Origin of the sequence: Nitrosospira multiformis (assembly GCF_900111585.1) — a bacterium.
Classification (GTDB): domain Bacteria; phylum Pseudomonadota; class Gammaproteobacteria; order Burkholderiales; family Nitrosomonadaceae; genus Nitrosospira; species Nitrosospira multiformis_B.
In genome coordinates this window covers 55,818-81,841 of the sequence record NZ_FOHI01000012.1, presented here as the reverse complement: position 1 = coordinate 81,841, position 26,024 = coordinate 55,818, and the positions used below count along the sequence as shown (strand labels likewise).

30 protein-coding genes and 1 tRNA gene are annotated in these 26,024 nt (G+C 52.2%); 29 read left to right on the top strand and 2 right to left on the bottom strand.

Annotation, left to right across the window (positions count from 1 at the left end):
* Nucleotides 1–180: 180 nt before the first annotated feature.
* Entirely contained in the window at nucleotides 181–1,704 is a 1,524-nt protein-coding gene (locus tag BMW46_RS14075) for a YifB family Mg chelatase-like AAA ATPase (RefSeq protein ID WP_074709283.1), read from the bottom strand.
* Nucleotides 1,705–1,812: 108 nt separating this feature from the next.
* Nucleotides 1,813–2,115, bottom strand: a complete 303-nt coding sequence (locus tag BMW46_RS14070) for an accessory factor UbiK family protein (protein WP_074709282.1) — start codon at nucleotides 2,113–2,115, stop codon at nucleotides 1,813–1,815.
* A gap of 95 nt (nucleotides 2,116–2,210) precedes the next feature.
* On the opposite strand from BMW46_RS14070, the gene BMW46_RS14065 reads away from it, so the two are divergent.
* The 29 genes from BMW46_RS14065 to BMW46_RS13915 all read left to right on the top strand — a co-directional run bounded on the left by BMW46_RS14065 (nucleotide 2,211) and on the right by BMW46_RS13915 (nucleotide 25,996).
* The gene (locus BMW46_RS14065) at nucleotides 2,211–3,245 is read left to right on the top strand and encodes an aminoglycoside phosphotransferase family protein (protein ID WP_074709281.1); all 1,035 of its coding nucleotides are present in this window, start codon (nucleotides 2,211–2,213) and stop codon (nucleotides 3,243–3,245) included.
* A gap of 25 nt (nucleotides 3,246–3,270) precedes the next feature.
* Nucleotides 3,271–3,978, top strand: a complete 708-nt coding sequence (gene murU / locus BMW46_RS14060; protein WP_074709280.1) for an N-acetylmuramate alpha-1-phosphate uridylyltransferase MurU — start codon at nucleotides 3,271–3,273, stop codon at nucleotides 3,976–3,978.
* Between the two features lie 158 nt (nucleotides 3,979–4,136).
* Nucleotides 4,137–4,232: a helix-turn-helix domain-containing protein gene (locus BMW46_RS16020; protein ID WP_074709279.1), complete on the top strand. Its 96-nt coding sequence runs from the start codon at nucleotides 4,137–4,139 to the stop codon at nucleotides 4,230–4,232.
* A gap of 84 nt (nucleotides 4,233–4,316) precedes the next feature.
* The gene (gene pepP, locus BMW46_RS14050) at nucleotides 4,317–5,639 is read left to right on the top strand and encodes a Xaa-Pro aminopeptidase (protein ID WP_074709278.1); all 1,323 of its coding nucleotides are present in this window, start codon (nucleotides 4,317–4,319) and stop codon (nucleotides 5,637–5,639) included.
* Nucleotides 5,639–5,983: a hypothetical protein gene (locus BMW46_RS14045; protein ID WP_074709277.1), complete on the top strand. Its 345-nt coding sequence runs from the start codon at nucleotides 5,639–5,641 to the stop codon at nucleotides 5,981–5,983. The genes pepP and BMW46_RS14045 overlap by 1 nt, the downstream gene beginning before the upstream one ends.
* A gap of 64 nt (nucleotides 5,984–6,047) precedes the next feature.
* Complete coding sequence (locus BMW46_RS14040) at nucleotides 6,048–7,355, top strand: FAD-dependent monooxygenase (protein WP_074709276.1); 1,308 nt, start codon at nucleotides 6,048–6,050, stop codon at nucleotides 7,353–7,355.
* 328 nt (nucleotides 7,356–7,683) lie between these two features.
* The gene (dusB, locus tag BMW46_RS14035; RefSeq protein ID WP_074709275.1) at nucleotides 7,684–8,697 is read left to right on the top strand and encodes a tRNA dihydrouridine synthase DusB; all 1,014 of its coding nucleotides are present in this window, start codon (nucleotides 7,684–7,686) and stop codon (nucleotides 8,695–8,697) included.
* Nucleotides 8,694–8,936: a helix-turn-helix domain-containing protein gene (locus BMW46_RS14030; protein WP_074709274.1), complete on the top strand. Its 243-nt coding sequence runs from the start codon at nucleotides 8,694–8,696 to the stop codon at nucleotides 8,934–8,936. Before dusB ends, BMW46_RS14030 begins: the two co-directional genes overlap by 4 nt.
* 111 nt (nucleotides 8,937–9,047) lie before the next feature.
* Nucleotides 9,048–10,610 carry a bifunctional phosphoribosylaminoimidazolecarboxamide formyltransferase/IMP cyclohydrolase gene (purH, locus tag BMW46_RS14025; RefSeq protein ID WP_074709273.1) on the top strand — a complete coding sequence of 521 codons (1,563 nt, stop codon included), beginning with the start codon at nucleotides 9,048–9,050 and terminating at the stop codon, nucleotides 10,608–10,610.
* Between the two features lie 215 nt (nucleotides 10,611–10,825).
* A complete protein-coding gene (purD, locus tag BMW46_RS14020) occupies nucleotides 10,826–12,136 on the top strand; it encodes a phosphoribosylamine--glycine ligase (RefSeq protein WP_074709272.1) in 1,311 nt (436 codons plus the stop codon).
* A gap of 55 nt (nucleotides 12,137–12,191) precedes the next feature.
* Nucleotides 12,192–13,091 carry an oxygen-dependent coproporphyrinogen oxidase gene (hemF, locus tag BMW46_RS14015; RefSeq protein ID WP_074709293.1) on the top strand — a complete coding sequence of 300 codons (900 nt, stop codon included), beginning with the start codon at nucleotides 12,192–12,194 and terminating at the stop codon, nucleotides 13,089–13,091.
* Nucleotides 13,092–13,179: 88 nt separating this feature from the next.
* Nucleotides 13,180–13,255, top strand: a tRNA-Ala gene (locus BMW46_RS14010).
* 177 nt (nucleotides 13,256–13,432) lie between these two features.
* Nucleotides 13,433–14,623: a tyrosine-type recombinase/integrase gene (locus tag BMW46_RS14005; RefSeq protein WP_074709271.1), complete on the top strand. Its 1,191-nt coding sequence runs from the start codon at nucleotides 13,433–13,435 to the stop codon at nucleotides 14,621–14,623.
* 3 nt (nucleotides 14,624–14,626) lie between these two features.
* Complete coding sequence (locus BMW46_RS14000) at nucleotides 14,627–15,511, top strand: transcriptional regulator domain-containing protein (RefSeq protein WP_143121480.1); 885 nt, start codon at nucleotides 14,627–14,629, stop codon at nucleotides 15,509–15,511.
* An 89-nt stretch (nucleotides 15,512–15,600) separates the two neighbouring features.
* On the top strand, nucleotides 15,601–15,858 hold the full coding sequence (locus BMW46_RS16015; protein WP_081355827.1) for a helix-turn-helix transcriptional regulator: 258 nt from the start codon (nucleotides 15,601–15,603) through the stop codon (nucleotides 15,856–15,858).
* A 101-nt stretch (nucleotides 15,859–15,959) separates the two neighbouring features.
* Nucleotides 15,960–16,643 carry a hypothetical protein gene (locus BMW46_RS13990; RefSeq protein WP_143121479.1) on the top strand — a complete coding sequence of 228 codons (684 nt, stop codon included), beginning with the start codon at nucleotides 15,960–15,962 and terminating at the stop codon, nucleotides 16,641–16,643.
* Nucleotides 16,643–17,065 carry a hypothetical protein gene (locus tag BMW46_RS13985; protein WP_074709268.1) on the top strand — a complete coding sequence of 141 codons (423 nt, stop codon included), beginning with the start codon at nucleotides 16,643–16,645 and terminating at the stop codon, nucleotides 17,063–17,065. The genes BMW46_RS13990 and BMW46_RS13985 overlap by 1 nt, the downstream gene beginning before the upstream one ends.
* Entirely contained in the window at nucleotides 17,062–18,111 is a 1,050-nt protein-coding gene (locus BMW46_RS13980) for an AAA family ATPase (RefSeq protein WP_074709267.1), read from the top strand. The genes BMW46_RS13985 and BMW46_RS13980 overlap by 4 nt, the downstream gene beginning before the upstream one ends.
* A gap of 122 nt (nucleotides 18,112–18,233) precedes the next feature.
* Nucleotides 18,234–18,590, top strand: coding sequence for a hypothetical protein (locus BMW46_RS13975; protein WP_143121478.1), 357 nt, complete (start codon nucleotides 18,234–18,236; stop codon nucleotides 18,588–18,590).
* Nucleotides 18,591–18,768: 178 nt separating this feature from the next.
* Complete coding sequence (locus tag BMW46_RS13965) at nucleotides 18,769–19,044, top strand: hypothetical protein (RefSeq protein WP_074709264.1); 276 nt, start codon at nucleotides 18,769–18,771, stop codon at nucleotides 19,042–19,044.
* Nucleotides 19,032–19,202, top strand: coding sequence for a hypothetical protein (locus BMW46_RS15490; protein WP_177171107.1), 171 nt, complete (start codon nucleotides 19,032–19,034; stop codon nucleotides 19,200–19,202). The genes BMW46_RS13965 and BMW46_RS15490 overlap by 13 nt, the downstream gene beginning before the upstream one ends.
* Nucleotides 19,199–19,573, top strand: a complete 375-nt coding sequence (locus BMW46_RS13960) for a hypothetical protein (protein WP_074709263.1) — start codon at nucleotides 19,199–19,201, stop codon at nucleotides 19,571–19,573. The genes BMW46_RS15490 and BMW46_RS13960 overlap by 4 nt, the downstream gene beginning before the upstream one ends.
* A 98-nt stretch (nucleotides 19,574–19,671) precedes the next feature.
* On the top strand, nucleotides 19,672–20,802 hold the full coding sequence (locus tag BMW46_RS13955) for a phage major capsid protein (RefSeq protein WP_081355826.1): 1,131 nt from the start codon (nucleotides 19,672–19,674) through the stop codon (nucleotides 20,800–20,802).
* A 646-nt stretch (nucleotides 20,803–21,448) separates the two neighbouring features.
* A complete protein-coding gene (locus BMW46_RS13940) occupies nucleotides 21,449–23,044 on the top strand; it encodes an anti-phage dCTP deaminase (RefSeq protein WP_074709260.1) in 1,596 nt (531 codons plus the stop codon).
* A 350-nt stretch (nucleotides 23,045–23,394) separates the two neighbouring features.
* Nucleotides 23,395–23,532 carry a phage major capsid protein gene (locus BMW46_RS16010; RefSeq protein WP_371113525.1) on the top strand — a complete coding sequence of 46 codons (138 nt, stop codon included), beginning with the start codon at nucleotides 23,395–23,397 and terminating at the stop codon, nucleotides 23,530–23,532.
* 106 nt (nucleotides 23,533–23,638) lie between these two features.
* Nucleotides 23,639–23,917 (top strand): hypothetical protein, encoded by a 279-nt coding sequence (locus BMW46_RS13930; protein ID WP_074709259.1) that lies wholly within the window; start codon nucleotides 23,639–23,641, stop codon nucleotides 23,915–23,917.
* Nucleotides 23,918–24,171: 254 nt separating this feature from the next.
* Complete coding sequence (locus BMW46_RS16005; protein WP_177171106.1) at nucleotides 24,172–24,372, top strand: HNH endonuclease; 201 nt, start codon at nucleotides 24,172–24,174, stop codon at nucleotides 24,370–24,372.
* Nucleotides 24,373–25,118: 746 nt separating this feature from the next.
* On the top strand, nucleotides 25,119–25,430 hold the full coding sequence (locus BMW46_RS13920; RefSeq protein WP_074709257.1) for a hypothetical protein: 312 nt from the start codon (nucleotides 25,119–25,121) through the stop codon (nucleotides 25,428–25,430).
* Between the two features lie 14 nt (nucleotides 25,431–25,444).
* Entirely contained in the window at nucleotides 25,445–25,996 is a 552-nt protein-coding gene (locus tag BMW46_RS13915) for a Kiwa anti-phage protein KwaB-like domain-containing protein (protein ID WP_218141808.1), read from the top strand.
* The last annotated feature ends 28 nt before the right edge of the window (nucleotides 25,997–26,024 follow it).

The window sequence follows — 26,024 nt, the reverse complement described above, 5'->3', positions numbered from 1 at the left end:
ATCAATGGCACCCTGATAGGCGGGTTGGCAGGCCTGACGATCTACACCATCGCCCATGCATTCGCTTGACCTCCAGCCTCCGCGAACATGCTTCCTCAATAAACTTTCAAGAACATATGCTAACGCGCTGTCGCGTGGAATAAGGCATAACGAGCAGACATAGGGCAATCTGAGGCAATTCTAGTTCCGATCCATTTTCCGGTACTGCACCGCTTCAGCAATATGGCTGCCGGTGATCCCTGGACTTGCAGCCAGATCGGCAATGGTCCGTGCCACTCTCAGGATGCGATGATAAGCCCGAGCGGAAAGATTCAGACGACTGATAGCCTGTCCGAGCAGGTTCTTCCCCGGTTTGTCCGGAATACAGTACTTGTCGATATCCTTTACTGCCAGATAGGCATTCGCCCTCCCCTGGCGCTCCAGTTGTCGCTGATAGGCGGTTTGAACGCGCCCCTGGATGATTTCGCTGGATTCCCCCTGCGCCTGCCGCATCAGGTCCTCTTGAGGTGGAGCGGGCACTTCGATCTGTATATCGATCCGGTCCAGCAGGGGGCCGGAGATCTTTCCACGGTAGCGCGCCACCTGATCAGGCGTGCAGCGGCATTTTCCGCTGTAATGTCCGAGGTAGCCGCAAAGACAGGGGTTCATGGCTGCAACCAGTTGGAAGCGTGCGGGAAATTCGGCCTGTCGTGCCGCTCGCGAAATCGTGATGCGTCCTGATTCCAGCGGTTCGCGCAATACTTCCAGTACCTTGCGATCGAACTCGGGCAATTCATCCAGAAACAATACTCCGTTCACTGCCAACGAAATCTCACCGGGCCGGGGATTGCTGCCGCCCCCGACAAGAGCAACGCCCGAAGCCGTGTGATGCGGGGAGCGATAGGGGCGCCGCTTCCAGTTGGCAACGCTGAAACCGCTACTTCCGAGGGATTGCATTGCTGCCGATTCAAGTGCTTCCTCTTCGGTCATGGCAGGCAGGATGCCGGGGAGGCGTGCCGCCAGCATGGACTTGCCCGTACCGGGAGGGCCGATCATCAGGAGACTATGACTGCCTGCCGCAGCAATTTCGAGCGCCCGCTTGGCCTGTGCCTGTCCTTTGACCTCTTCCATGCCGGGATAGCGACGCGCACCTTCCTCACCCTCGCCTGCACCCGCGTCCTTCTCCGAATGAAGCGAATAAAGCTGCAGAGGTTCACGCCCGGCAAGGTGGGCGCAAATCTGGAGCAGGGAAGTTGCAGGGTAAACCGCGGCTTCTCTGACCAGTGACGCCTCCGCGGCGTTTTGTTGAGGCAGCACGAAGCTGCGGCCGGAGCGGGCGGCGCCATAAGTCATGGCGAGGGCGCCACGTATGGCGCGCAGTTCTCCAGTTAGCGCCAGTTCTCCCGCCCATTCATAAAGGCCGAGCTTGTCCGATGGAATCTGGCTGGTTGCGGCCAATATACCCAACGCAATCGGCAGGTCGAAGCGACCGCTTTCCTTGGGCAGGTCAGCCGGTGCGAGATTGACCGTGATGCGTCGAGGCGGAAACTCGAAGTGCGCGTTTTGCAGTGCAGCCCGCACGCGGTCCTTGCTTTCCTTTACTTCCGCTTCCGGCAGGCCGACGATGGTAAAGCCCGGCAGTCCATTGGCAATGTGAACTTCCACTGTTACCAGTGGCGCCTCCATGCCAGCGATAGCGCGGCTATAGAGAACAGCAAGCGGCATGCGAAAAAATTCTCAACCGGAATGAATCGTCTGATACAGATGATAAACGGCAGCGTTGAGCATTTCTTGCATGTTTAAAAACTGATGAGCCAAAATCTGGATGCTGTCTTATTCCGTCTCCGACAGATCATCCAGCGTCTCCGGGGGGACGTCCAGGGTGTTGGGTAGGGGGCCGCTCTTCGCAGCGCTTTCCAATGCTGCCACCCGTGTTTCGAGCGCGATCAGCTTTTCACGCGTGCGCTTGAGCACCTCCTGTTGTACTTCGAATTCTTCGCGCGTTACCAAGTCCAGCCGGGTGAACACCGCCCCGAGCATGACGCGAAGGTTCTTCTCGACATCCTTCACCGGGCTTTGCGACACCAATTCATTGACTTTGGTTACAATTTCATCCAGTACTTTCTGATTAACCATAATTCCTCCTGTTTCTGCTTCGCCACCGACCGGTGAGAAGCGATACTTGATGTTAAAATCTCATACTTCGGTCAAATAGGCAATCGGCAGATTATATGGAACGCTTCCGTCTTCTGGAAAACTGGCTCGTCGCAAAGTTTCCTGATAGGCAGTTTACCTTGTCGCCTGCTTCGGCGGATGCAAGTTTTCGGCGCTATTTCCGCGTCAAGTTCGATGACGGCAGAACCTTGATTGTGATGGACGCGCCCCCGCAGCAGGAAGATTGCAGTTCCTTTTTGCGGGTGGCCAGCCTGTTTTCGGCGGCAAGTGTTCATGTGCCGAAGATTCTGGCGCAGGATTTACCCCAAGGCTTTTTGTTGCTGTCCGATCTCGGGAGCACGACCTTTCTGCAGGCGTTGAATGCCAATTCAAACGGCATCGACAGCGTGGCCAGGGATGCTGAAACAAACCGTTTATACAGCGACGCCATGAGTGCGCTTCTCAAGATCCAGCTTGTGAGCCGACCGGGCTTGTTGCCGGATTACAACGAAGCGTTGTTGCTCAGGGAGTTGAATCTTTTTCCGGACTGGTATCTCGCTTATCATTTGCATGTGATGCCTATCGCCAGCCAAAAGGCGCAACTTGATGCCATTTTCCGGCTCATCCTGGAAAATAATCTGGCGCAACCCAGAGTTTTTGTTCACCGTGACTACCATTCGCGCAACCTGATGGTAACGTCACCCAATCCGGGAATTCTCGATTTTCAGGATGCAGTGTATGGTCCCATTACTTACGATCTTGTATCCCTGTTCAAGGATGCATACATCCGCTGGGACGAAGAACGCATACTGGACTGGCTGATCCACTATTGGGAACAGGCGCGTAAACTCGAGTTGCCTGTTGCAGCAAGCTTTGCGGATTTTTACCGCGATTTCGAGTGGATGGGCGTGCAGCGCCATCTCAAGGTCTTGGGAATATTTTCGCGCCTGAATTATCGCGATGGCAAGAGCGGTTATCTTAAGGACATTCCGCTGGTAGCGAATTATCTGCGCAAGGCGTGCGAACGCTACCGCGAGCTCAATCCCCTGCTGACGCTGCTTGACAGGTGGGAGAGCAACAAGCCGGGACTGAAAGTTGGCTACACTTTCTGAGAAGGCCGCCCCTGGGTTTGCGGCTATGATCCTTGCGGCGGGACGCGGAGAACGCATGCGTCCCCTGACCGATACTTTGCCCAAGCCTTTACTGCGCGTGGGAGGCAAGGCGCTGATCGAATATCACCTGCAAAATCTCGCACAAGCCGGGTTTCGCGATATTGTCATCAATCACGCTCATCTTGGACAGATGATCGAAGCCGCGCTGGGCGATGGCGAGCGCTTCGGGATTCGCATTCACTACTCGCCGGAACCCGCTGCGCTGGAAACCGCGGGCGGAATTGCGCAAGCCCTGCCTATTCTAAGAGTGGGCTCTGGCAAAGGGCAGCCTCAACCTTTTCTTGCCGTGAATGCCGATATCTATTGCAGCATGGACTTCTCAACTCTGCTGCCGGTCTTGCACCGCATGCGGGACCATTCGCACCGTGCACTTGCGCATCTGGTGCTGGTTGATAATCCTGCGCATCACCCGAACGGAGATTTTTCTCTCGAATCCGGCAGGGTTGCAGTAACCGGAAAAGAGATGCTTACGTTCAGTGGCATTGGCATATATCGGGCCGAGCTTTTTCAGGATATTGTACCCGGAACCGTGGCTAAACTCGCTCCATTGTTGAAGGAGGCCATGGCCGGAGAAAAAGTGAGCGGACAACACTACTCCGGATCATGGGTGGATGTAGGTACTCCGGAACGTCTTCGCCTGCTCGATATCGATCTGATGCGGCCGGTGTCCTGAACCTGCTCTTGCACTTCCCGGCGCTCCGGAAGCAGGCCGGGATCGGGATCAGGGGAAAGAATGGGCCGATTTACCCGGATTTGCGCGGAATACTCCCTCATTTAGGAGATGGATAGCGCGGACGCTGGAAGCGTCCATCCAAGTTTATAATTTGAGCCATGCAACGACTCCAGGCCTATAAATTCGAGCTAAGGCCCAACGGGGAACAGCAGAAGGAACTCACCGAAGCGATTCAGTGCAGCGTGCTGCAGTGAGCGCGCCGTAGGAGTCCCCGCCTTCAGGCCGGGGAGGATGTCAATTTGCTTTATACATTCAGATACTGTAAAAATGCTTGCTAAATGACCCCTGTTAAATCCTTCGCCGATCGTCGCCACTCCCTGGCATGGCAAATGCAGGAAGGCGTTGCCATCATTCCCACTGCTCCTGAGCGTCTGCGGAACCGGGATGCGCATTATCCTTACCGCTTCGACAGCTATTTCTATTACCTGACGGGCTTTACCGAGCCTGAGGCGGTGCTGGTGATCGTAGCGGGGCCCGTGGATGGCGTATCGAAACACATCCTGTTTTGCCGGGAGAAAAACGCCGAGCGAGAGATATGGGATGGGTACCGTTATGGCCCCGAGGCGGCCCGGGAAGCGTTCGGGTTCGACGAAGCCTATCCCATCTCTGCACTGGATGAGCAGTTGCCCAAGCTGATTGCGGGACAACCGGCGATCTATTACTCGCTGGGTCACGACGCAGCCTGGGATGGGCGTGTAGTGGGATGGATCAATGAAGTACGGCAACAGGTGCGCAGCGGCCTTACTCCCCCCGAGGACATTCGCGATATTCGCCGGCTGCTGGACGAGATGCGTTTGTTCAAAAGCCCGGAAGAGCTGCAGGTCATGGGCCAGGCGGCACGGATTTCGGCGGGTGCGCATCAGCATGTGATGCGGAAAACTCGCGTTGGCATGAAGGAGTATGAAGTGGAGGCGGAGCTATTGCGCGAATTCCGTCGCCACGGAGCTCAGGCTCCGGCTTACACGCCGATTGTCGCCGGGGGAGCGAACGCTTGCGTGCTTCATTATGTCGAAAACAAGGACAGGCTGAATGAGGGCGAATTATTGCTGATCGATGCAGGCTGCGAACTGGACGGATATGCGTCCGATATCACGCGTACTTTTCCGGTCAACGGAAAATTCAGCGCGGCACAAAAGGATTTATACGAACTGGTGTTATATGCGCAGGCGGCGGCGATAGCCGAGGTAAGGCCAGGTAATTCCTGGGATGCTCCGCACAATGCAGCCATTGCCATACTCTCGCAGGGCTTCATTGAATACGGCCTGTGCCGCGGCAGCCTGGAGGAGGTAGTGGAAACGGAAGGCTACAAGCGTTTCTATATGCACCGCACCGGTCATTGGCTGGGGTTGGACGTGCATGACGCCGGCGAATACAAGCAGAATGGAAGATGGCGCGCTTTACTCCCGGGAATGACCCTGACAGTGGAGCCGGGATGTTACATTCGGGCTGCGGATGATATACCCACCCATTTTCATAATATCGGCATCCGTATCGAAGACGATGTTACGGTAACGGAGGAGGGGTGTGAAGTATTGACATCGGCTGCTCCAAAGATGGTGGATGAGATTGAAGAACTGATGCGACGGCGGAAATCGAAATAATGGATGAAAACCCTCGAATAGTTATCAGACGCATAACCCGCGACGGACGCACCGGGGCGCCGGAAGAGTCCGTCTTCAGAGCGGGCGGAGGCGGTGGTCGTTTGCTCACCTATCTGTTTCTGGTCCCTGTGTTTATCGTCATGGCAGTTCTGGGCATTTTCTTTTTTACCGCTTTTCTTGCATTATTTGCAGTCGCCGCTGGTGGTCTCGCATTCCGGATATGGTGGTTGCGACGCAAGTTGCAGAAATCCGGCCAGGCCGCGGAAGGAGATTATGTTGTCATCGAAGACGCGGAAATTGTCGAAGAGCGAGTTGACAAGACAAAAGGCCGCCAGGGGCAGTAGCTAAGCAGCAGTAGCAGCCAGTAGTAACTAGGGGCAATAACAGAAATCCGCTTCACAAGTTTCCATGATCGACGCTCAATATCAATATGACCACGATCTGATCATCATCGGCGGCGGTCCGGTGGGCATGGCATTGGCTCTCGCGCTACGCAACAGCGGGTTGTCGGTGCTGTTGCTGGAGGCGCGCGGGCTGCCGGAAAAAGCGGAAGACCCGCGTCCTCTGGCATTATCCCAAGGCAGCCGGCTCGTCCTGCAGCGCCTGGGTGTCTGGAAGACGCTATCCGACGTTACTCCTATTTTCACCATTCATATCTCCAACCAGGGCGGGCTCGGCCGGACCGTTATGATGGCCCGTGAAATAGGCGTGCCCGCGCTGGGATATGTAGTGAATTACGATGATGTGTTCCGTGCGATGCGCAAGGCCCTTCAAAAGTGCGAAATGGATTACCTGACAGGAGCGCAGGTAACCCATATGGAAACAAGCGACAGATTTGGACGGGTGGAATTTGAACATGAGGGGATAACAAAAAAGGCAACAGCCAGACTGCTGGTGGTGGCAGACGGTGGCCGTCTCACCACGCAGATCGAAGGCATCACGCAACAGGTGCATGACTACGAGCAATGGGCGGTTGTTGCGCGTGTAAAGACCGAGCATTTTGAGGAACATTTGGCGGAGCAGGTTTCCGGAACGGAATTATCAGATACGAAACGGACACTTGTCCGAGTTCGAACGAGACCGGGAATGCAGTCCTCGCAGGCAAAGGCTGCGCAGAGTGCTCTCGGAGGCCATCAACCGGGTGTGGCTTATGAACGCTTCACTCCGGAGGGTCCCGTTGCACTACTGCCTTCGGGCGACGGCTTTGCGCTGGTATGGACCGTTTTTCCCGACAGGGTGCAGGAAATTCTTGGCCTGGATGATGCCGCCTTTCTTGAGCGGTTGCACGGCCATTTCGGCGATCGTCTCGGCAGATTTATTGAAGCCGGCAAGCGGTCCGGTTTCCCCCTTGCACTCAAGTATGCGACTCCTGTCACGGCCTCTCGCGCCGTGTTGATTGGCAATGCCGCCCAGACGCTGCACCCGGTTGCCGGACAGGGCTTCAACCTGGGGCTGCGCGATGCGTGGGAGCTGGCTGAGGAAATTGTGGCATTTCCTGCTGAAACCGGCACACCTGCCATGCTTGCCCGCTACAGCAGCAAGCGCCGGTTGGATAGCAACATGGGACGTACCTTCACGGACTCGCTGGTGAAACTCTTTTCCAACGACAATCCCTTTTTGAGCACTGTGCGTGGCGCGGGGTTAAGTGCGCTCGACTGCCTGCCACAGCTCAAAAAGTTCGTTGCGCGGCGCATGATGTTCGGCGCGAGAGGTTGATCCTGAGGATGAAGTTGAGATCATCCAAGCATGCGCGCCCCCGTCCATTCGTGAATCGCAAAACAGATAAGGGTCAGAGCGGTTTGACGCAAGATAATGCGCCGAAAAAGGCTTCGCGCGCATGGCGAAATCTGCTTAAATCTGCTTTCCAGCAACGGGATTTGCTTCGCCATAAATCGGCTGGTACTCTCTCCTTGCCGCGGCAGCTCTGCTACCGAGGCCTTATCGAAAGCGGCAGGGCCGCTACTCTAATCTGCAATAGCTGTTAGAATTACGTCCATTCTCATCCCTTGCCCGTCGCCGCACTTTGGCGGGTCAGTTCAGAATCATGAAAATCGGTTCTCATATTCTCAAAAACAACCTTATCGTGGCGCCTATGGCGGGAGTGACAGATCGCCCGTTCAGGCAACTGTGCAAAAGCATGGGCGCCGGAATGGCTGTGTCCGAAATGGTGTCGAGCAATTCACTCCTTTGGGGTTCCGAGAAGACACGCCGCCGCGCTAATCATGAAGGCGAGGTGGATCCTATCTCGGTGCAGATTGCCGGCGCCGACCCGGCGATGATGGCGGAAGCTGCGCGGTACAATGTCGCGCAAGGGGCTCAGATCATCGACATCAACATGGGCTGCCCCGCCAAGAAGATTTGTAATGTCATGGCAGGCTCTGCATTGCTGCAGGACCCGCCGCTGGTCGGGCGGATCCTGGATGCCGTCATAGGCGCGGTGAGCGTGCCTGTCACCCTCAAGATTCGCACGGGGTGGGATACCCAGCACAAGAATGCGCTCTCCATTGCCCGCATTGCGGAGAATGCCGGCATCCAGGCGCTTGCCATCCATGGACGTACTCGCGCCTGTGCTTACACTGGCCATGCTGAATACGATACCATCGCGGCGGTCAAGGCTGAGGTGCGGATTCCCGTTGTCGCCAATGGGGACATTACGACACCGGAAAAAGCAAAACACGTGCTTGACTATACGGGAGCGGATGCCGTCATGATCGGCCGCGCAGCACAAGGCCGCCCCTGGATCTTCCGGGAGATCAATCACTATCTCGCTACCGGCTCACACCTTCCGCTGCCTGAAGTGGCGGAGATTCACCGTGTACTCGTCGCACATTTGCACGATCTGTATAGCTTCTATGGCGAGTATTCGGGGGTCCGCATCGCCCGCAAGCATATTTCCTGGTATACCAAAGGACTGGTCGGGTCTGCGGGTTTCCGTCATGCCATGAACCAGCTGCAGTCTACCGACCAGCAGCTGTCTGCGGTTAACGACTTTTTCAGTGAGCTTGCCGGCTACGGGCGGCGGTTGACCTACGTCGAGGCTGAGGAATTGGTGGCATGACCATAATTAACGAAAACGATATCGCGCGGTGCGTACGCAAAACAGTCGAAGATTACTTTAACGATCTCGACGGCGAAAAGCCGCATGCCATCCACGAAATGGTGATACGCAGCGTGGAAAAGCCTCTGATCGAACTGGTCATGGAAAGAGCCGGGGGTAATCAAACGCGTGCCGCCGAATTGCTCGGCATCAACCGCAATACGCTGCGCAATAAAATGAAGCAGTATCAGATCAAATAGACGATCGGGCAAAGTTGTTGTTTACACGCCTGAAGGTCAGCCGCAAGCGGGCCAATTAATGGTTGTAATGCATCACGCCACAGACCCGATCCTGATTCAGTAAAAATACGAATGTCGATTAAACAAGCCCTGATCAGTGTTTCAGATAAAAGCGGTATTGTCGAGTTTGCGCAAGAGCTGCGCAAACTCGAAGTAACCATTCTGTCTACAGGCGGCACCGCCAGGCTTTTGAGGGATGCTGGCGTTGCCGTGACCGAGGTCGGGAGCTACACCGGCTTTCCGGAGATGCTGGATGGACGAGTCAAGACCCTGCATCCAAAAATACACGCGGGAATTCTGGCGAGACGGGATTTGCCCGAGCATGTGTCGGCGCTGCAAAAGGCGGAAATTCCCGCCATCGATCTGGTGGTAGTGAATCTCTATCCTTTTAGCCACACAGTGGCGCAGCCGGATTGCAGCCTGGAAGAGGCCATTGAAAATATCGATATCGGCGGCCCGACCATGGTGCGCGCTGCTGCCAAGAACTACCAGAGCGTGGCCGTAGTCACCGATCCGGCGGATTATCCCGCGTTACTTGACGAGATGAAGACTGCCGGCGGCGAGGTTACGCCTGAGTTCCAGTTCCGGCTGGCGTGCAAGGCGTTTTCGCATACAGCCGCCTATGATGGGGCGATCAGCAACTACCTCACCTCCATCGAGGGGGAAAATGCACAACGTCGTACCTTTCCGGAACGCCTGAATCTCAATTTCAGCCTGGTGCAGCCTCTGCGCTACGGGGAAAACCCGCATCAGCAGGCCGCCTTTTACCGCGATCCGCAACTCGTTCCAGGCAGCCTTGCGAGTTACAGGCAGTTGCAGGGCAAGGAACTCTCTTACAACAACATCGCGGATGCGGATGCCGCCTGGGAATGCGTAAAGACGTTTGATTCCCCAGCCTGTGTCATCATCAAGCATGCCAATCCTTGCGGCGTGGCGATCAGCGATTCACCCCTCGCGGCTTACAAGCTTGCATTTGCCACCGATCCCACTTCCGCATTCGGCGGCATTATCGCTTTCAATCGCACCCTGGACGCCCCCGCGGCCGAGGCGGTGATGAGCCAGTTTGTCGAAGTGATCATCGCCCCGCAAATGACGGACGAGGCAAGGCAGATGCTCGCGCGCAAAGCCAATGTGCGCGTGCTCACCGTGCCGCTCGAGGCGGGGAACAACGCCTACGACTTCAAGCGAGTGGGTGGAGGATTGCTGGTGCAGACTCCGGACAGCCTCAACGTTACCTCTGACCAATTGAAGGTGGTGACCCAAGTCCAACCGACAGCGCAGCAATTGCAGGACCTGCTGTTTGCCTGGCGGGTGGCGAAATTCGTCAAATCGAACGCCATCGTCTTTTGTGCCAACGGGCAGACGCTCGGCGTGGGCGCCGGACAGATGAGCCGGGTGGATAGCGCGCGCATTGCCTCGATCAAGGCCGGGAACGCGAACCTCACCCTGGCAGGCTCGGTAGTAGCATCCGATGCCTTCTTCCCCTTCCGCGACGGGCTGGATGTCGTCGTTCAGGCGGGAGCGGTGGCAGTCATCCAGCCGGGTGGCAGTGTACGGGATGAAGAGGTTATCGCTGCGGCGGATGAACAAGGGGTGGCAATGGTATTTACCGGCGTGCGCCATTTCAGGCATTGAACTCAAGCATTGAACGCATGGAAAAAGCGGTTGTTCAAGGTCAACCGGGCGATAGTGCGCGTGCAATGCCAATGAATAAAATTTCTTTGTTTCCCGGTTACTTATTTTTGCTTTTTTTCTATGAATCCCTTGATCAACCCAACCAATTATCCGATAGACGCGGATAGCACAGGCCGATTCGCAAGGTGGCTACTTGCAGTTCTGAATCCAGAGATATGAAACTACTTGTAATCGGCGGTGGTGCCAGAGAACACGCCCTCGCGTGGAAGCTGTTGGATTCCTCGCGCAGACGGCTTCCTGCGACTGTATTTGTCGCCCCGGGCAATGCGGGTATCGAGCTCGAAAAAGACCTGAAGAACGTGCCCATCACCGCCGTCCCGGACTTGATCGAATTCGCCAGAAAGGAATCGATCGCGTTCACCGTTGTCGGGCCGGAAGCGCCCCTGGCGGAAGGTATCGTCGATGCCTTCCGTTTCGCTGGCCTGAAGATCTTCGGTCCTACCCAAAAGGCGGCACAACTGGAAACTTCCAAGGATTTCGCCAAGGCTTTCATGGGCCGCCATGGCATTCCTACCGCAGACTATGCCACCTTCAGTTCCGCTACCAAGGCGCACCGGTATGTCGACAAGAAGGGCGTTCCCATCGTAATAAAAGCGGACGGGCTGGCGGCAGGTAAAGGCGTGGTCGTGGCGGCGACGCTGGAAGAAGCGCATGCCGCCGTGGACAAGATGCTGGGCGAAAAGCAGTCAGGCAAGGCAGCACCGAAGATTGTGATCGAAGAATTTGTGGAAGGCGAAGAAATCAGTTTTATCGTCATGACTGACGGTCGTCACGTTTTGCCGCTGGCCAGCAGTCAGGATCACAAGCGCCTGAAGGATGGCGACGAGGGGCCTAATACTGGGGGCATGGGGGCCTATTCGCCCGCTTCCTCGATTACTCCCACTCTCCATGGAAAAATAATGCGGGAAGTCATCCAACGTGCGATAAGCGGGATGGAAAAGGAAGGTGAGCGCTACATAGGTTTCCTTTACGCGGGACTCATGATTACCCCAGGCGGGGGCATAAAAGTACTCGAGTTCAATTGCCGCATGGGCGATCCGGAAGCCGAAGTTATCCTGCTGCGCCTCAAGAGCAATTTTATCACCCTCATCGAGCATGCCCTGTCCGGGAATCTGGACAAGATAGAGGCGGAGTGGGATCGGCGGCCTGCTCTAGCGGTGGTTATGGCAGCGAATGGATATCCCGATTCTCCCCGCAAGGGCGATGCCATCGAAGGCCTATCCGCCTTGCCTGCAACGTTGCCAGCGGAAAGAGACTATCATGTTTTCCATGCGGGAACCGCCCGGGGTGGCGAAAACGGGGAAGAGATCGTGACGGCCGGTGGGCGCGTTCTCTGTGTAGCTGCCTTGGGTGACAACTTCAGGATGGCTCAGCGACGTGCCTATGAAATCGCCGAACAGATTCATTTCGACGGTTGCCAGATGCGGCGTGATATCGGGTATCGGGCTATTAACCACCGTAAATAGCGGTGGATGGTGTGGAAGAAAAAAATCAGCACCAAACAGATGTATGGGAGATCGCATGAGCACTGCGCAAAAAGCGCGGGAGTTCTTTACGGGACTTCAGCAACGCATTGTGGAGGGACTGGAAAAAGTCGATGGCAAGCACTTCCGCCGTGATGAATGGGAGCGACCGGAAGGAGGCGGGGGCCTGAGTTGCGTGCTGGAAGAGGGTAACGTGCTGGAGCGCGGCGGAGTGAACTACTCGCACGTGTTCGGGGGAGGCTTGCCTGCTTCCGCTACCGCTGCGAGACCGGAACTGGCGGGAAGGAGTTTCGAGGCCATGGGAGTATCGCTCGTGCTGCACCCTCGCAACCCCTATGCCCCTACCGTGCATCTCAATGTGCGCTATCTGGAAGCGCGCAAGGAAGGCGCCGAGCCCGTATGGTGGTTCGGCGGCGGCATGGACCTGACGCCCTATTACGGTTTTGAAGAAGATGCAGTGCATTTTCACCAGACCTGCAAGGACGCGCTGCAACCGTTCGGCAGCGATTACCATCCGCGCTTCAAGAAATGGTGCGACGAATATTTTTATCTCAAGCACCGCCGGGAGCCGCGCGGTATTGGCGGCATTTTCTATGATGATCTGGGTAAACCCGACTTTGACAGCTGCTTCAACCTGACGAAGAGTGTGGGCACTCACTTCCTGGATGCCTACCTGCCGATTCTGGAGCGGCGGAAGAGTGTGCCCTACGGCGAGCGCGAACGCGACTTTCAGGCTTACCGCCGTGGCCGCTACGTGGAATTCAACCTCGTGTGGGACCGGGGAACTCTGTTCGGTCTGCAATCGGGAGGTCGTACTGAATCCATCCTCATGTCCCTGCCCCCGGTCGTCAAATGGCGATACGACTGGAAGCCGGAGCCGGGCAGCGCAGAAGACAAGCTTTATACCAATTTTTTGATCGGGAAGGATTGGGTGTAAGCCGTTATGGATAGCTTAGGTTGAAACTCCTGTCGCTTCGCGATGGCATACTACGGCGCAACGGTTTGTTATAAAATATGCAATCAATGGGGACGTAGCTCAGCTGGGAGAGCGTCGCGTTCGCAATGCGAAGGTCGGGAGTTCGATCCTCCTCGTCTCCACCAATTCACTGTTCCAACAAGTCTCAAGAAGTCCCATAAGCCCGCTAACTGCGGGCTTTTTCATTGGTTTTTCCTCCCGCCACGTCCCATCAAGTTCTATTGAATCCAGCACCTAGAGGGGGCATAATTCGGCAATATATGCCCCCAATGTAGATTTGATGCCCCCAATAAGGTGTTTTCATGAAATTAAACGACGTGGCAGTGCGCAAAGCCAAACCCGAGGCTAAGCCTTACAAAATGGCTGATGGTGGGGGCATGTATCTCGAGGTGATGCCGAATGGTTCGAAATATTGGCGGTTCAAGTACCGGTTTGGCGGGAAAGAAAAACGTCTCGCTTTTGGCGTTTATCCGGACGTGTCGCTGAGCTTGGCGCGCAGCCGGCGAGAAGATGCTCGCAAGCTGTTGGCCAATGATGTTGACCCAGGCGTGGTTAAGCAGCAATCTAAGCATGCAAGCAAGGAAAATGCGGCGAACAGTTTTGAGGCGATTGCCCGGGAATGGTTTGCAAAGTTTTCCCCTCAATGGGCTCCTTCCCATGCCGACAAGATTATCAGGCGCTTGGAAAACGATGCTTTCCCTTGGATCGGGAGCAAACCCATTGCAGATATTACCCCTCCTCAGCTACTCGCCGTTATCCGCCGTACCGAAAGCAGGGGAGCGCTTGATACGGCGCATCGAGTCAAGCAGAACTGCGGGCAGGTATTTCGATATGCTGTGGCTACCGGGCGGGCAGAGCGGGATCCTTCTCAGGATTTGAAAGACGCGATACCGTCAACAAAAAAGAATCATTTCGCCTCAATTACCGATCCCGTACAGGTAGGAGAGCTTCTGCGGGCAATAGAGGGCTTTAGAGGCACTTTTATTGTTCAGTGTGCCCTACGCCTTGCCCCAATGTTTTTCGTGCGTCCTGGGGAGCTACGGCGCGCCGAATGGAAGGATTTTGACTTTGATAAGGCTGAGTGGCGCTATTTTGTCACTAAGACGAAGACGGAGCATTCTGTTCCATTGGCTACCCAAGCGGTAACGGTCCTGCGGGAACTGCAAGCTCTCACTGGCCACGGTCGCTATGTGTTTTCCGGACGCGATCCAAAGAAGCCAATGAGTGATGCGGCCGTGAATGCCGCGCTACGCCGTATGGGGTATGACACCAAAACCGAAATAACCGGACATGGTTTTAGAGCAATGGCCCGAACGATACTGGCGGAAGAGTTGCATCAAAAGCCAGAAGTAATAGAGCACCAGTTGGCGCATAAGGTTCCTGACGTCCTAGGCGCAGCATACAACCGCACCAAGTTTCTTAAGGAGCGGAGGATCATGATGCAAGCCTGGGCGGATTACTTGGATAACCTTAAATACGGAGTAAAGCTGTAGAGCTTGGCAATAGTTGAGGAAGATATGACTCAGGATATGGAAACAAGCAGCAGAGAGATATTAACGGAAGCACTTTCACGTCGCGATTGGCGTAATGGGAAGCGCTACGAATTCAAAAAAGAAACCAGTTATGATCGATGGGCATGGGAGTTTCTAAGTCGAAATAAAGTATTCATTGCTGAATGGACGCCTGATATAAATATAAACTTTGTGAGAGGGTTGGCGGATAAGGCTGGGATGGAGCTGGATGCCCAAGTTAAACTGCTTAAACTTGGTGTTTTCAATAGAGATCTTGCAGTTAATTCCATTAATACCGTGCAGTATCTTATGTCACTGGATATTAGAGATTCGTTAAAGATATTCCTGGCGGATCATTTGTCATCGGTGCATGAGAAATGGGGAATTGAGTATTTCCATTCAATTGAATATGTCGAAACTCATAAAGAAATAGATTCTCCTTGCGTCTTTAAAAGAAATGACCCGCATTTGGCAAAAAAAACATATTATTTTATTAATGACAGCGACAAAACTGAGTATTACATCGAGCCTGTTAGAGAACACGAATTTATATATAGGATAAACACTAACTGGCCTATCGAATCACAAGTTAATGCAATAAAACGCCACGCTATGAGTGAGCAAAACTTACGGAAAGAAAAGGAAGGTGCAAAACCGGTAACCCAAGTGCGGCTCCATATTAAAAAATTTCCATTATATTTAAGAGTATTCGATGGCTTTGAAAGTGGCGCATCTGCTCGTGAAATAGCAGATACGATCTCAAATGGTATTGATGAAAAGGGCGTGTACAACGCAGATCGGGCCGCAAGAAGGCTAATTGATGGTGATTATCGTTTTATAGTTCAGAGTGCGCCTCATTTCCAAAAATAATCCCAAATAATTTGTCTCGTTAAATAGCCATTTACTTTATATAGTTCAGTCTTTTAGTTAGGTGGTGTAGCACATACACCTCTGCAAAAATGCCTCCATCAGCGTCGCATAGGGCGCGCTGGAATCACATAGGAGGCAATGTGCAGATAGTAGTAAAACCCATCCTCAAGCAGCCCGAAGTCTCTCGTGTAACCGGGCTTTCTCGTTCTTCGATCTACCGCCTGGAAGCTCAAGGGCAATTCCCATCCAGAGTTAAGTTATCTGAATGTGCTAGTGGTTGGCACAGCGAGGAAGTACAAGCATGGATCGATAGCCGTCCACGCGTAACACCAAAGGCGGGGGCGTGAGGATGCTTTTTCCCTTGACACTCTCATTCTCCCCGGATTATGCTTTTCCTGTCGATGCAAATTCATCGACCGGGCTTGGACTCCCGAGAATAGGAGCGGCAATGGCCGCAAAGCGTTACGCATGCGGCTTTTTTATTGCCGTGGCATTCCCTTTTACGGGTGGCCGTGGCGGGGGCCGCAAGGCCGTCGGTGCTCCTACCGATAAGTCCAACTCGCTACGCGCCGCCCACCAGATTGGACTCTGGGAGGCGGTTACTCAACCGACCTATAGGAGCATTGCCATGCCAAAGGCATCCCCACGCGCGTCCGCGCACAGATTCGCAATAGTTTCCAATTTACCCCTCGCCAGCATTTATACCGGCACTAAGGAGCAATTAATTGCTCTTGGCGTCGCTCGCCCTGAGCAATTTCCGGAAGGAAGAAAACGCGTGAAGCAGGATTACTCAATGGAGAGTACCCTGGAAGAAGGTTGGCAAGTCAGGAAGCTCAAGAGCGGTCACTTCGAGCTAAGGCGGGGGCACAAGTACGTTGCGCCCAAGGTCGCTCCTATCCCCTTCGGAAAATTTTCGATCGCCTATTCGCCTAAAGGGGCAACAGAGGATTCAGATCCATACCTGTATACAGCGCACAGCAACGTGGGGCCGCTGGATAAACAGACTTGGCAAGAACTATGGGCCGCGGCAGCCGGGATTATAAAAATCATGGAGCAGTTTAACGCCCGTTTCAAAAGGAATTCGTCGCACCTGAAGCTAGTCCAGCCAATGACTGCGACAGGAGACAAATAATGAGCCTCACAAAAGAAAACGCCCCGGCGGCAACCGAGGCGACATTCAAAGCAAACTCTGGACACAATTATAAACGACTGCCGCCCTACGGCAAGCAGTTAATGTCTATCCGTGAGGCAGGAAAAGCGCCCGCCAGGATGGTGATAGTTGCTTTCGATTGGGATCTGGGTAAAGCCTATCCGCGCATCATCATTCCAAATAATCTTGCACCGACCGAAATTGAATTCAGGTTCCTTGCTGGCCTGCCTGTTCAAATTACCTACCGCAGCAAAGACGCGCACCGAGTAGATGCCGTTGCACAGGAGATAGCCAGGGTTAATCCCTGCTTTCTTGCAACATTCGCATTTGACCTTGCCGGTACCGGCGATGCCTGGGCGATCCTCAAGCCGTATGAAAGCACCAAGATCGCGGAGGCCGCATGATGCTAAACGCGATGGAAACAGTAGAGGCTACCCCGGAAGCGAAGGCCGCTTTCAGTGCTCTGGCCAAGGTAATCAAAGCGCCCCAGCAATTGCAGGTAGTGGGACTCCATGACTTCATAGCCATGGATCTGCCGCCGAGAGACACGATGCTAGCCCCGTGGTTGATGACGCAAAGCCTGAACATGATCTACGGCTGGCGCGGTGTAGGTAAAACTCACGTCAACCTGGGGATCAGCTATGCGCTTGCTTGCGGCGGCAAATTCCTTAACTGGAAGGCAGGCAAGCCAAGACGAGTTTTGCTTGTAGATGGTGAGATGCCTGCACCAGCCTTGCAGGAACGGCTTGCGGCAATCATTGCATCAAGTGGCGTAGAGCCGGATCCAGGCTTTCTTTCTATCGTCACTCCTGACCTTCAAAGCGGAGCGATGCCTGATCTCTCTACAGAGGAGGGGCAACAAGCGATTAGCAATGTCGCTGAGCGTGTAAAGGCAGAACTCATAGTGCTGGATAACCTCTCCTGCCTTGTGCGCGGTGGAGGCCGTGAGAACGATGCGGAGAGCTGGGTAAGTGTCTCGGAATGGGCGCTGCTACAGAGACAAGCTGGACGAAGCATCCTCTTTATCCACCATAGCGGAAAGAACGGACAACAACGCGGTACATCGAAGCGCGAGGATTTGTTGGACGTTGTTATCTCCCTTCGAAGGCCGGCCGACTATGACCCCGCGTCGGGCGCCTGCTTCGAAATTCACTACGAGAAAGCCAGGCATTTATCGGGTAATGATGTTGATCCGGTAGAGGCTCAATTAACCGTGGATTCTCACGGACTGAGCACTTGGGCATGGCGCACTGTCTCTGAGTCGACGTATGACCGAGTTGTGGCACTGGCAAATGACGGTTTGTCGCAGGCTGAAATAGCGGTAGAGCTAAACATCCATCGGTCTACCGTGATGCGAATCTGGCGCAAGGCTGATGAGGCCGGATTGCTGGAACAAAAGGTCACGGCCAGGGGGCGCAATCAGTACCAGAAAGGGGGTAAAGGGGAATGAATGCACCGTTAAACAGGAGCTTGTTGCATGTTGCGTCTCCTAGGGAATGCAACACGCAACAACCACCCCAATATCACGCAACAAGCTATGCAACAACCACGCAACAACCACCAGCGAAACCCGTGTCATTGCTCGATCTAGCGCGCAACAAGCTATGCAACAACCACGCAACAAGCTTCAAAAAAGACGCGCAACAAGCTCACCAAAAAAAGGGGGTGGATGTTGCGCGGTTGGAGCTCATCAATTTGGTTCGTTTCATCGCTGACTTCCACGCCTTTACCGAGGAAGAGCATGACGAAGCGCTGACCATTGCACTGGCTGATTTTGATAACGCGTTGGTTTGTTTCAGGGCACTGAAACAGGATGCTCTATCTATGGCCTCTTCTACGGGATTTAAACCAGCAGGGAATACTTACCCCTCAACCGAGGCAAAAGAACTCAACCTGAACCTTTCTGAAGCGGAGAGGGAAACAGCATGAGCAGCAAACATACGGGGGTGAGGTATTCCTTGAGCCATATGGTTCTAGAGCGCGCTCGGATCGTCGCGTGCATACCCGCGAAATTGAGGGGGGTGGGGGTAAGCAAATCTCTGGCACTCACCCCTCTAGAGCGCGCTCGGAGGTTCGCTTTCATAAACCGTAACAAAAAAGGTAAAAAATGACTCAAGAAATAGACAAAGAAATCTTGGATACCCTGGAAAACGGCGTCAAAACATCATTGCAAATTATGGAATTGATGGTTATCGCCATTGGCCGGCAGAACAAGGAAGCCGGGGAGATTGTTGATGACCTGGTGAACAACGGTAAGGCTCGTCTTGTCTTGCAGGCCGATGTAAACGGGCTAGAGCTCTTCGCGGTGGGGCCGGACAATAAAGTGATTGGTGGCCCCTTGCTGGCCTATCGCAGAGCAGAGAGGTCAACATGGGTAAATTAACAGGGTTTGGGCGAGCGTTCGCCTCGTCCATGTTGAAAGGCAGCAGACGTGCGGAGGCGCTGCGTAAGCGCAAGATCGAAAAAGAGCTTATCGAGCACCTGGGATACTCGCGCTCTAAGGCTAAAAAAATGGTTTCAGAACTGGATAACGGCAAGTGAACCTGGCAGGTTATCTTGAAAGAACGTTACCACCTAGCCCCGAGCGTGAAGAGGCGCTTGCCCTGATACGCTTGGGGCTTTCCTTCCAGAAACATCACAAAGTAGGGAAAAGGCCTGGGCCTCTGAAGGCATACCTTCTAAAGGTTACAGGCAGGATCGAGAGTCCGGTTACTTTCGAGAAGCTTTTGGAAGAATTGGAACTTGAGGCCGTGAGGCGAGATATGCACGGCACGACAGCAAGCCCTGTCGAGAAGGTAGACCGCATCTGGGAAATCATTACCTACCATCATCCCCGAGCAGGCCGGCAGCAGCTCACATTCAAGACCATCAGGAACCACTTCACTTGGTGTAAATTAAATCTCACTCAGTGATTCCTGCTCTCCCCCAAACCGGGAATAAGTCCTTGTAGTATAAAGCCATACTTCAGAAATTGGAGTATGGCGAAAACATTTTATAAGGACTTTATCATATGTACGAAATTAAGGAAATTCTCGAAAAGCAAGGCGAGGCATTTGCTGAATTCAAGAATGCGCAGAACGAGCGCATCAAGAACCTGGAGAGCGCTCTAAACGAGTTTGCAAAAAAGGCGAATAGACCGGGCGCCGGGTTCCATGGTGGCGAAGATCCGGAAGAGAGAGAGCACAAGCAGGCTTTCTTAGGCTACCTTCGGTCTGGCCGGGAGCGTGGACTTGAAGCCAAGGCCATGGCTACTAATAACGATCCGAACGGCGGGTTTCTTGTTCCTATACAGATCGACGGTACCATCTCCAAAGCCCTGCGCGACCTTTCGCCCATGCGGCAGCTTGCGCGAGTGGTGAAGATCGAAAGCGGTGAATATTCGATGCTGCATAGCGTAGGCGGCACTACTTACTCATGGGTGGGGGAAACTCAATCCAGACCCAAGACAGAGGGTCCCAAGTTTATCGAACTGAAGCCTGCCATGGGAGAAGTCTACGCCAGCCCCGCAGTGACACAGCGCTTGCTCGATGACAATAACTTCGACCTGGAAAACTGGCTGATCAACGAGCTTGCTGAAGCATTCGGCGAGGGTGAAGGCCAGTCGTTTATTGTCGGCGATGGGATCAATAAACCACGTGGCATTCTCACCTATGACACTGCCAGCACTGCTGACGGGGTACGGGCGGAAAGCGCTCTACAGTATGTCGCCTCTGGCGCTGCCGGAGCATTCGCCGCAAGCAATCCTTCCGACAAGCTGATAAAGCTGGTCCACTCCCTCAAACCCCGGTACCGCATCAATGCCGCCTGGACGATGAATACCAATACGCTTGAGCTGGTACGGACGTTCAAGAACGCAAACGATGACTACATTTGGAAGGAGGGATTAGAAGCCGGACAACCGTCAACGCTGTTGGGTTACCCGGTACACGAAGACGAGAATATGCCAGACGTATCGGCTAATAGCCTCTCAATCGCCTTTGGCGACTTCCAACGAGCCTATACCATCGTTGACCGCAACACATCGATGCTGCGTGATCCGTTCACTGCAAAACCCCACGTCCTCTTCTACAGCACGAAGCGCGTGGGAGGTGGTATGCGGGACTTCCGCGCCATCAAGCTGATGAAGTTTGCGGCGAGCTAAATGATGTTCCATTGGCGCTACGCAGCTGATGCAATAAGAACCCCCGGCCTGAAATCGGGGGTTTTTATTGGAGGGGGGGTGGGCAAATCTTTGGGGAAGAAGCGCTTGGACACCGCGCGCCTTCCCACGCAGACAAAAAATTCCATATTTCAAATTGAATTCAAATGGCAGGGTATAGAAGGTAAGAAAGCATTGATTTATTTAAATAAAAGCGCATCTTGATTTTTCAATTACGAAATCAAGTTTCAGCAAATGGCGGGCTGCTGGCATGAAATAGTAGGACTGACTCACCCCGGAGTATTATGCCGCGCTGCCAGGCTGATAGTGGAGCATGCGGCCAATATCCTGGCGCTGCTAAGAGAGGGAGGCTGGACCAGCAACAGGGCGCTGACCCGTTTAGAAGCTGTGCTGGGGAAGCTGGGGGTGAGCCCAGCGGATCGGTCTAAGGTTTCTATATTAAAGACCGATGGGGCAGAGAATTCTTATGGGGAGTTTGGGTAGAACCAATACCCATACTGTAGCTCTGGTGTACCTTAGGACAATAGTCAGTATGGCTAAATCATATACAATTGCCCGACCTCGGGCCGTTATATCCTGATTTAGTTCATGGTACTTCACGGTACCTCAATTAGACGTATATCAAAAAATGAGTATTTCGGACATCAAATCCGCCCTGTCGGCGATACAGATTAATCGAGACGATCAAACTGAGGTAAAAATACCGAAGTTAAACGAACGTTTGACAGAGGAGTTCGTTATAGCTTTAGTAGGTCCGGTGGGATCTGGCTGTACAAAGGTTGCAGAGCTGCTGACGGAGCTATTCGGGAACGATTACGAATATATTGTTCATAATTACAAACTAAGTGATTACATAGCGGACAATGCCACGCTTGTTGGAAAAGAAATTAAGAAGGGAATCGGGACCGGCGAGAGAATCAAGCAAATGCAGGCGATTGGGGACGAATTACGGCGAGTTTGTGGAAAATCTTATCTCGCTGCTAAAGCAGTGGAGAAAATCGCCGAGAAGAGGGACACAGAAGGCTTGGGAAAGACCATTGATGGTCAGTTGGTCCCGAAGCAGTTTCGACGTCTTCATATAATTGATTCATTAAAGCATCCTGAGGAGCTTAAACTTCTCCGAGCCACCTATGGAGACATTTTTTGGTTGATCGGTGTTTTTGCACCATTGACCGTTCGGGAGCAGCGTCTGGAATTTCAAGAGCATCTGGATAAAGCTCAAATAGAAGCGATAATTCGGCGCGATTACTCGGAGGAAGAAGATTACGGTCAGAAGGTACGGGGCGTATTTTACCAAGCTGATTATTTTGTGAGGAATGATCAGGAAAACACTAATCGCTTGAAACAAGGGATTACTCGGTTTGTCGAGATAATTTTTGGTGCGTCGGTGCATACCCCGACTACTGATGAGTCGTCTATGTATGCCGCGTACGCTGAGGCTGCAAAATCAGCCTGTCTATCCCGCCAAGTGGGCGCCGCGATCGTAAGTATTAATGGTGAATTAATAGGCTCAGGCCGCAATGATGTACCTCGGTTTGGGGGAGGCTTGTACTCAGAGGATGATGGGGAAAACGACCATCGATGTCATGCATGGATGGATAAACGTTGTCACAATGACAAAAAGAAGGATGCCCTCTATCAACAAATATTCACAAAACTTTCTGATTCATCGTTACTTGCAACGGGCGTGTCAGTAGATAAGGTCACAAAGGTATTGAAGACAACGGACGTAAAATCCTTAATCGAATATTCTCGTGCCGTTCACGCTGAGATGGATGCGATTATCTCAGTGGCGAGAACGCATAAGGCGGGATTACTTCACGCTACTTTGTACACAACAACTTTTCCGTGCCATTCTTGCGCTCGTCACATCGTTGCAAGCGGTATAAAAAGAGTAATTTTCATTGAGCCATATCCGAAGAGTTTGGCGAAAGAGCTTCACTTGGACGCAATCTCAGAGAACGAGGGAGATCAAGATAAAAAAGTTTTATTCTTGCAATATTCTGGCATAGCACCGAAGCATATTTTAAAGCTATTTAATGCTGGGTTGACACGCAAGAGTACAGATGGGAAACTCAATGTGTTTGATAAGAAAACTGCCAAACCTGTAATTGCAGTATCACTTGACGATTATCCCACCCATGAGAAATTAGTAATCGCGGAGTTAGCCCATAATGAAAAACAAGCAAAGGGGAAGCAATCAACTCTATTTACCCCTTCCTAACCCCGAAAAGTTGCAGGACGAGGCGATTAATATCGTTTCAGAACGCCGTAATAGCACCTCTGTGTTAAATTTTCCTAACAAACGAACCTCAACTTTTCGTGAGCGAGTAATACAAGATCTCATACGCAATCGTGTAATAGTCGAGTAGCAATTTAAACGGTTGTTAGGAATGGGGGCATAATTGGGGGCACATTTCCCCACTGATTTTTAGAGTCTTTTATTCATAAGGAATTCAAGGCTTATTCGATTGTCCTCGTCCCACCAATACCCTGTCTAAAGTAGTCTAGCTTCATACATAGAACCCGCGTAGTCTCTCAATCGCCTTTGGCGACTTCCAATGAGCCTATACCATCGTTGACCGCAACACGTTGATGCTGCGCGATCCGTTCACGGCAAAACCTCACGTCCTCTTCTACAGCACGAAGCGCGTAGGCGGTGGCATGCGGGACTTCCGCGCAATCAAGTTGATGAAATTCGCGGCGAGCTGATGCAACAAGAAACCCCCGGCTGAAACCGGGGGTTTTTTAATTGGACAGGGGTGGGTAAATAGAGTTGATACAATGATTCCCTCCAATAACGCAAAAGAGGGAGATCATGAAGTTCCGTATCATAGTTATCCTGTGCGCTCTATTGCATGCGTGCGCACAGCAACCAATGATTCTGGCCAAGCCAGGCGGTGATCCTATTCAGCGTCACAAAGACCTGACCGAGTGCGAGTATGAAGCAGCAAAGGCAACCGCAAGCGCGAGCAGTGCTGTGATGTATGACCTTAGAGATGCGGTAGTGCATGACGCAATGATACGTCAGAGACAAGAGCAACTCATATCGACGTGTATGCTGTCACGTGGATACACATACGAGCCGCTACGGTAAAGATTAAAACAGCCCATCGAGCTCACCTCATACGTGAGCTTTTTTATTGCCTATGCCACCCAGAGCCAAGTCCATATATCGCGCTCCTGGGTGCAACGTACTGACTTCATCTCCTGGGTATTGTGAGAAGCATCAGCACCTGAAGCCAAAGCCTTGGGGTAATAGATCGGAACAAAGCAAGAACAGGATGGGTGGCAGAGCACGTCAGAGAGCGAGAATAGGTCTCTACCGAAACGATCCATGCTGCGCCAAGTGTGGGCAATTGCTCTCATTTTCACAGATGGAGAGAGATAGATCACATCATCCCGTTGGCAGAGGGTGGCACAGAGGACCCGGAGAACACACAGGGCTGTGCTCAGATTGTCATCAAGAGAAGACGCAGGCCGAGTCGCTCAGGGCAAGAGGGAAGGGCGAGTCAAAAGTCTAGAGCATATGCCTTAGGGACGTGCGCCTAGTCTTTTTTTCATTTCCACAAAATAGAAAACTGAATTAGGGCGGGTAGGCCAGGTATCAAGTTAGTATTAGAAAGCAATCGGCGCGACAAACAACAGATATATATCTGATTAAGAGGCGGTGTAGAAGTGTCGTAAAGCAAAATAACTTACATTAAGTTCCTTTATGTCGTTGTTCGAAGTGCATTACAATCGCCTAAGCTACTACCTAGCACAACAATAAATAATAAGAAATACTGTGCGCAATTATCTTAAAACACTCCTCTTCTTCTCTGCCTTTTCGCCAGTATTATTCACGCTCGCGTATGTGCAATACGATCTTCACGGCTTCAGGGCTGCCGTTATATATTTGTTAGTGACAGGAGCGCTTGGCACAGCAATCCCGATTTGGATTCTGATGTTGATCATTAAATCGAGTGAATTAATCTCGTTTAATGCAAAAAAAGTAGAATCAAATGATTTTATGCTATTTGTATTTGTTGCTGGATACTTCATGCCCATTATCAATCATGGAGTAAATCTCGACTTTACGAAAAGCGCATTCATGGCTTTAATCTTTTTTTCATTATTTTGGTTTATCAATAACATTCCCGCGCACCCGGTTCTTAGATTAATTAAATACAGGTTTTACAAGGTAGAGTCATCCACAGGCATGGTATACACATTAATTTCAAAGAAAGAAATTACCGACCCCAAAAATATTAGGTACGTAAAAAAAATATCCAACTGGATGTTGATCGAGGTAAGTAATGCTAAGTAGTTTATTTGCGCTTACAAGCGACCCTGCAAATAGGATTGTTAAATTCACTCTTACTGAAGACGTTCAGACCGATCTGATGCCTTATTTGCAAGGGCAAGAGCAATTCTTTTTGGCGCGCGCGGGGCAGGAGATTATTTTTGACGGGAAATATAAGCCGGATGCTCAGGAGATTCTAATCATCGAAAATTATGATGATATTGATAACCTGAGTGACGCGATCACGAATCCTCTGGGATACCTGAAATTGCTCCTTCGCCGGAGGCTTTCAATAGCATTAAAGCCATATTCTCGGGCTATGTAGATGCTGCTGACAAGGTGACCGTGCTAATTCAATATTTTGACAAGAGAAAAATAATATCTACTAATGGCTTCTCTTTATTTCACTCTAGTACTACCTATAAGCGGGTCGAGGGTATTGGGTTAACAATTGACAATAAAATATCGGCAACACTGAAAGGCAAATCTCTCCGTTTTCTTAGCTTTCATGTGTTACGACAAATTTTTGACTTGAGCGGTTATTACCGCGAAGCGACAGATAGCGATATTAGTGACTTTGCCTCTCTCGCCGCGATTAAAGTGGACGACCTTGCCCAGCTAATCTCTATATCGGATAACTGGATTAGAAGAAAATTTTCACTAATTCAGCAAAGCCAAATACTTGAGACGGTGCCAATCAATGAAATTAAAGCGGTAGCCACGGAATTTAATATCGCGCTAAATACGATTGTGGAGGATGGCGTAGAACTTATTAGTCTGCCGACAAATAAAGCAGAACTGAAAAATATTTTGAGGTTTCTGGACGAAGACTATTACAAGTCACCATTATCAAAAACGTACTATATGACAAACTCAAAGCGGGTTGTCTAGACTTCATTCAAGAAGGGGTGGGAAATAC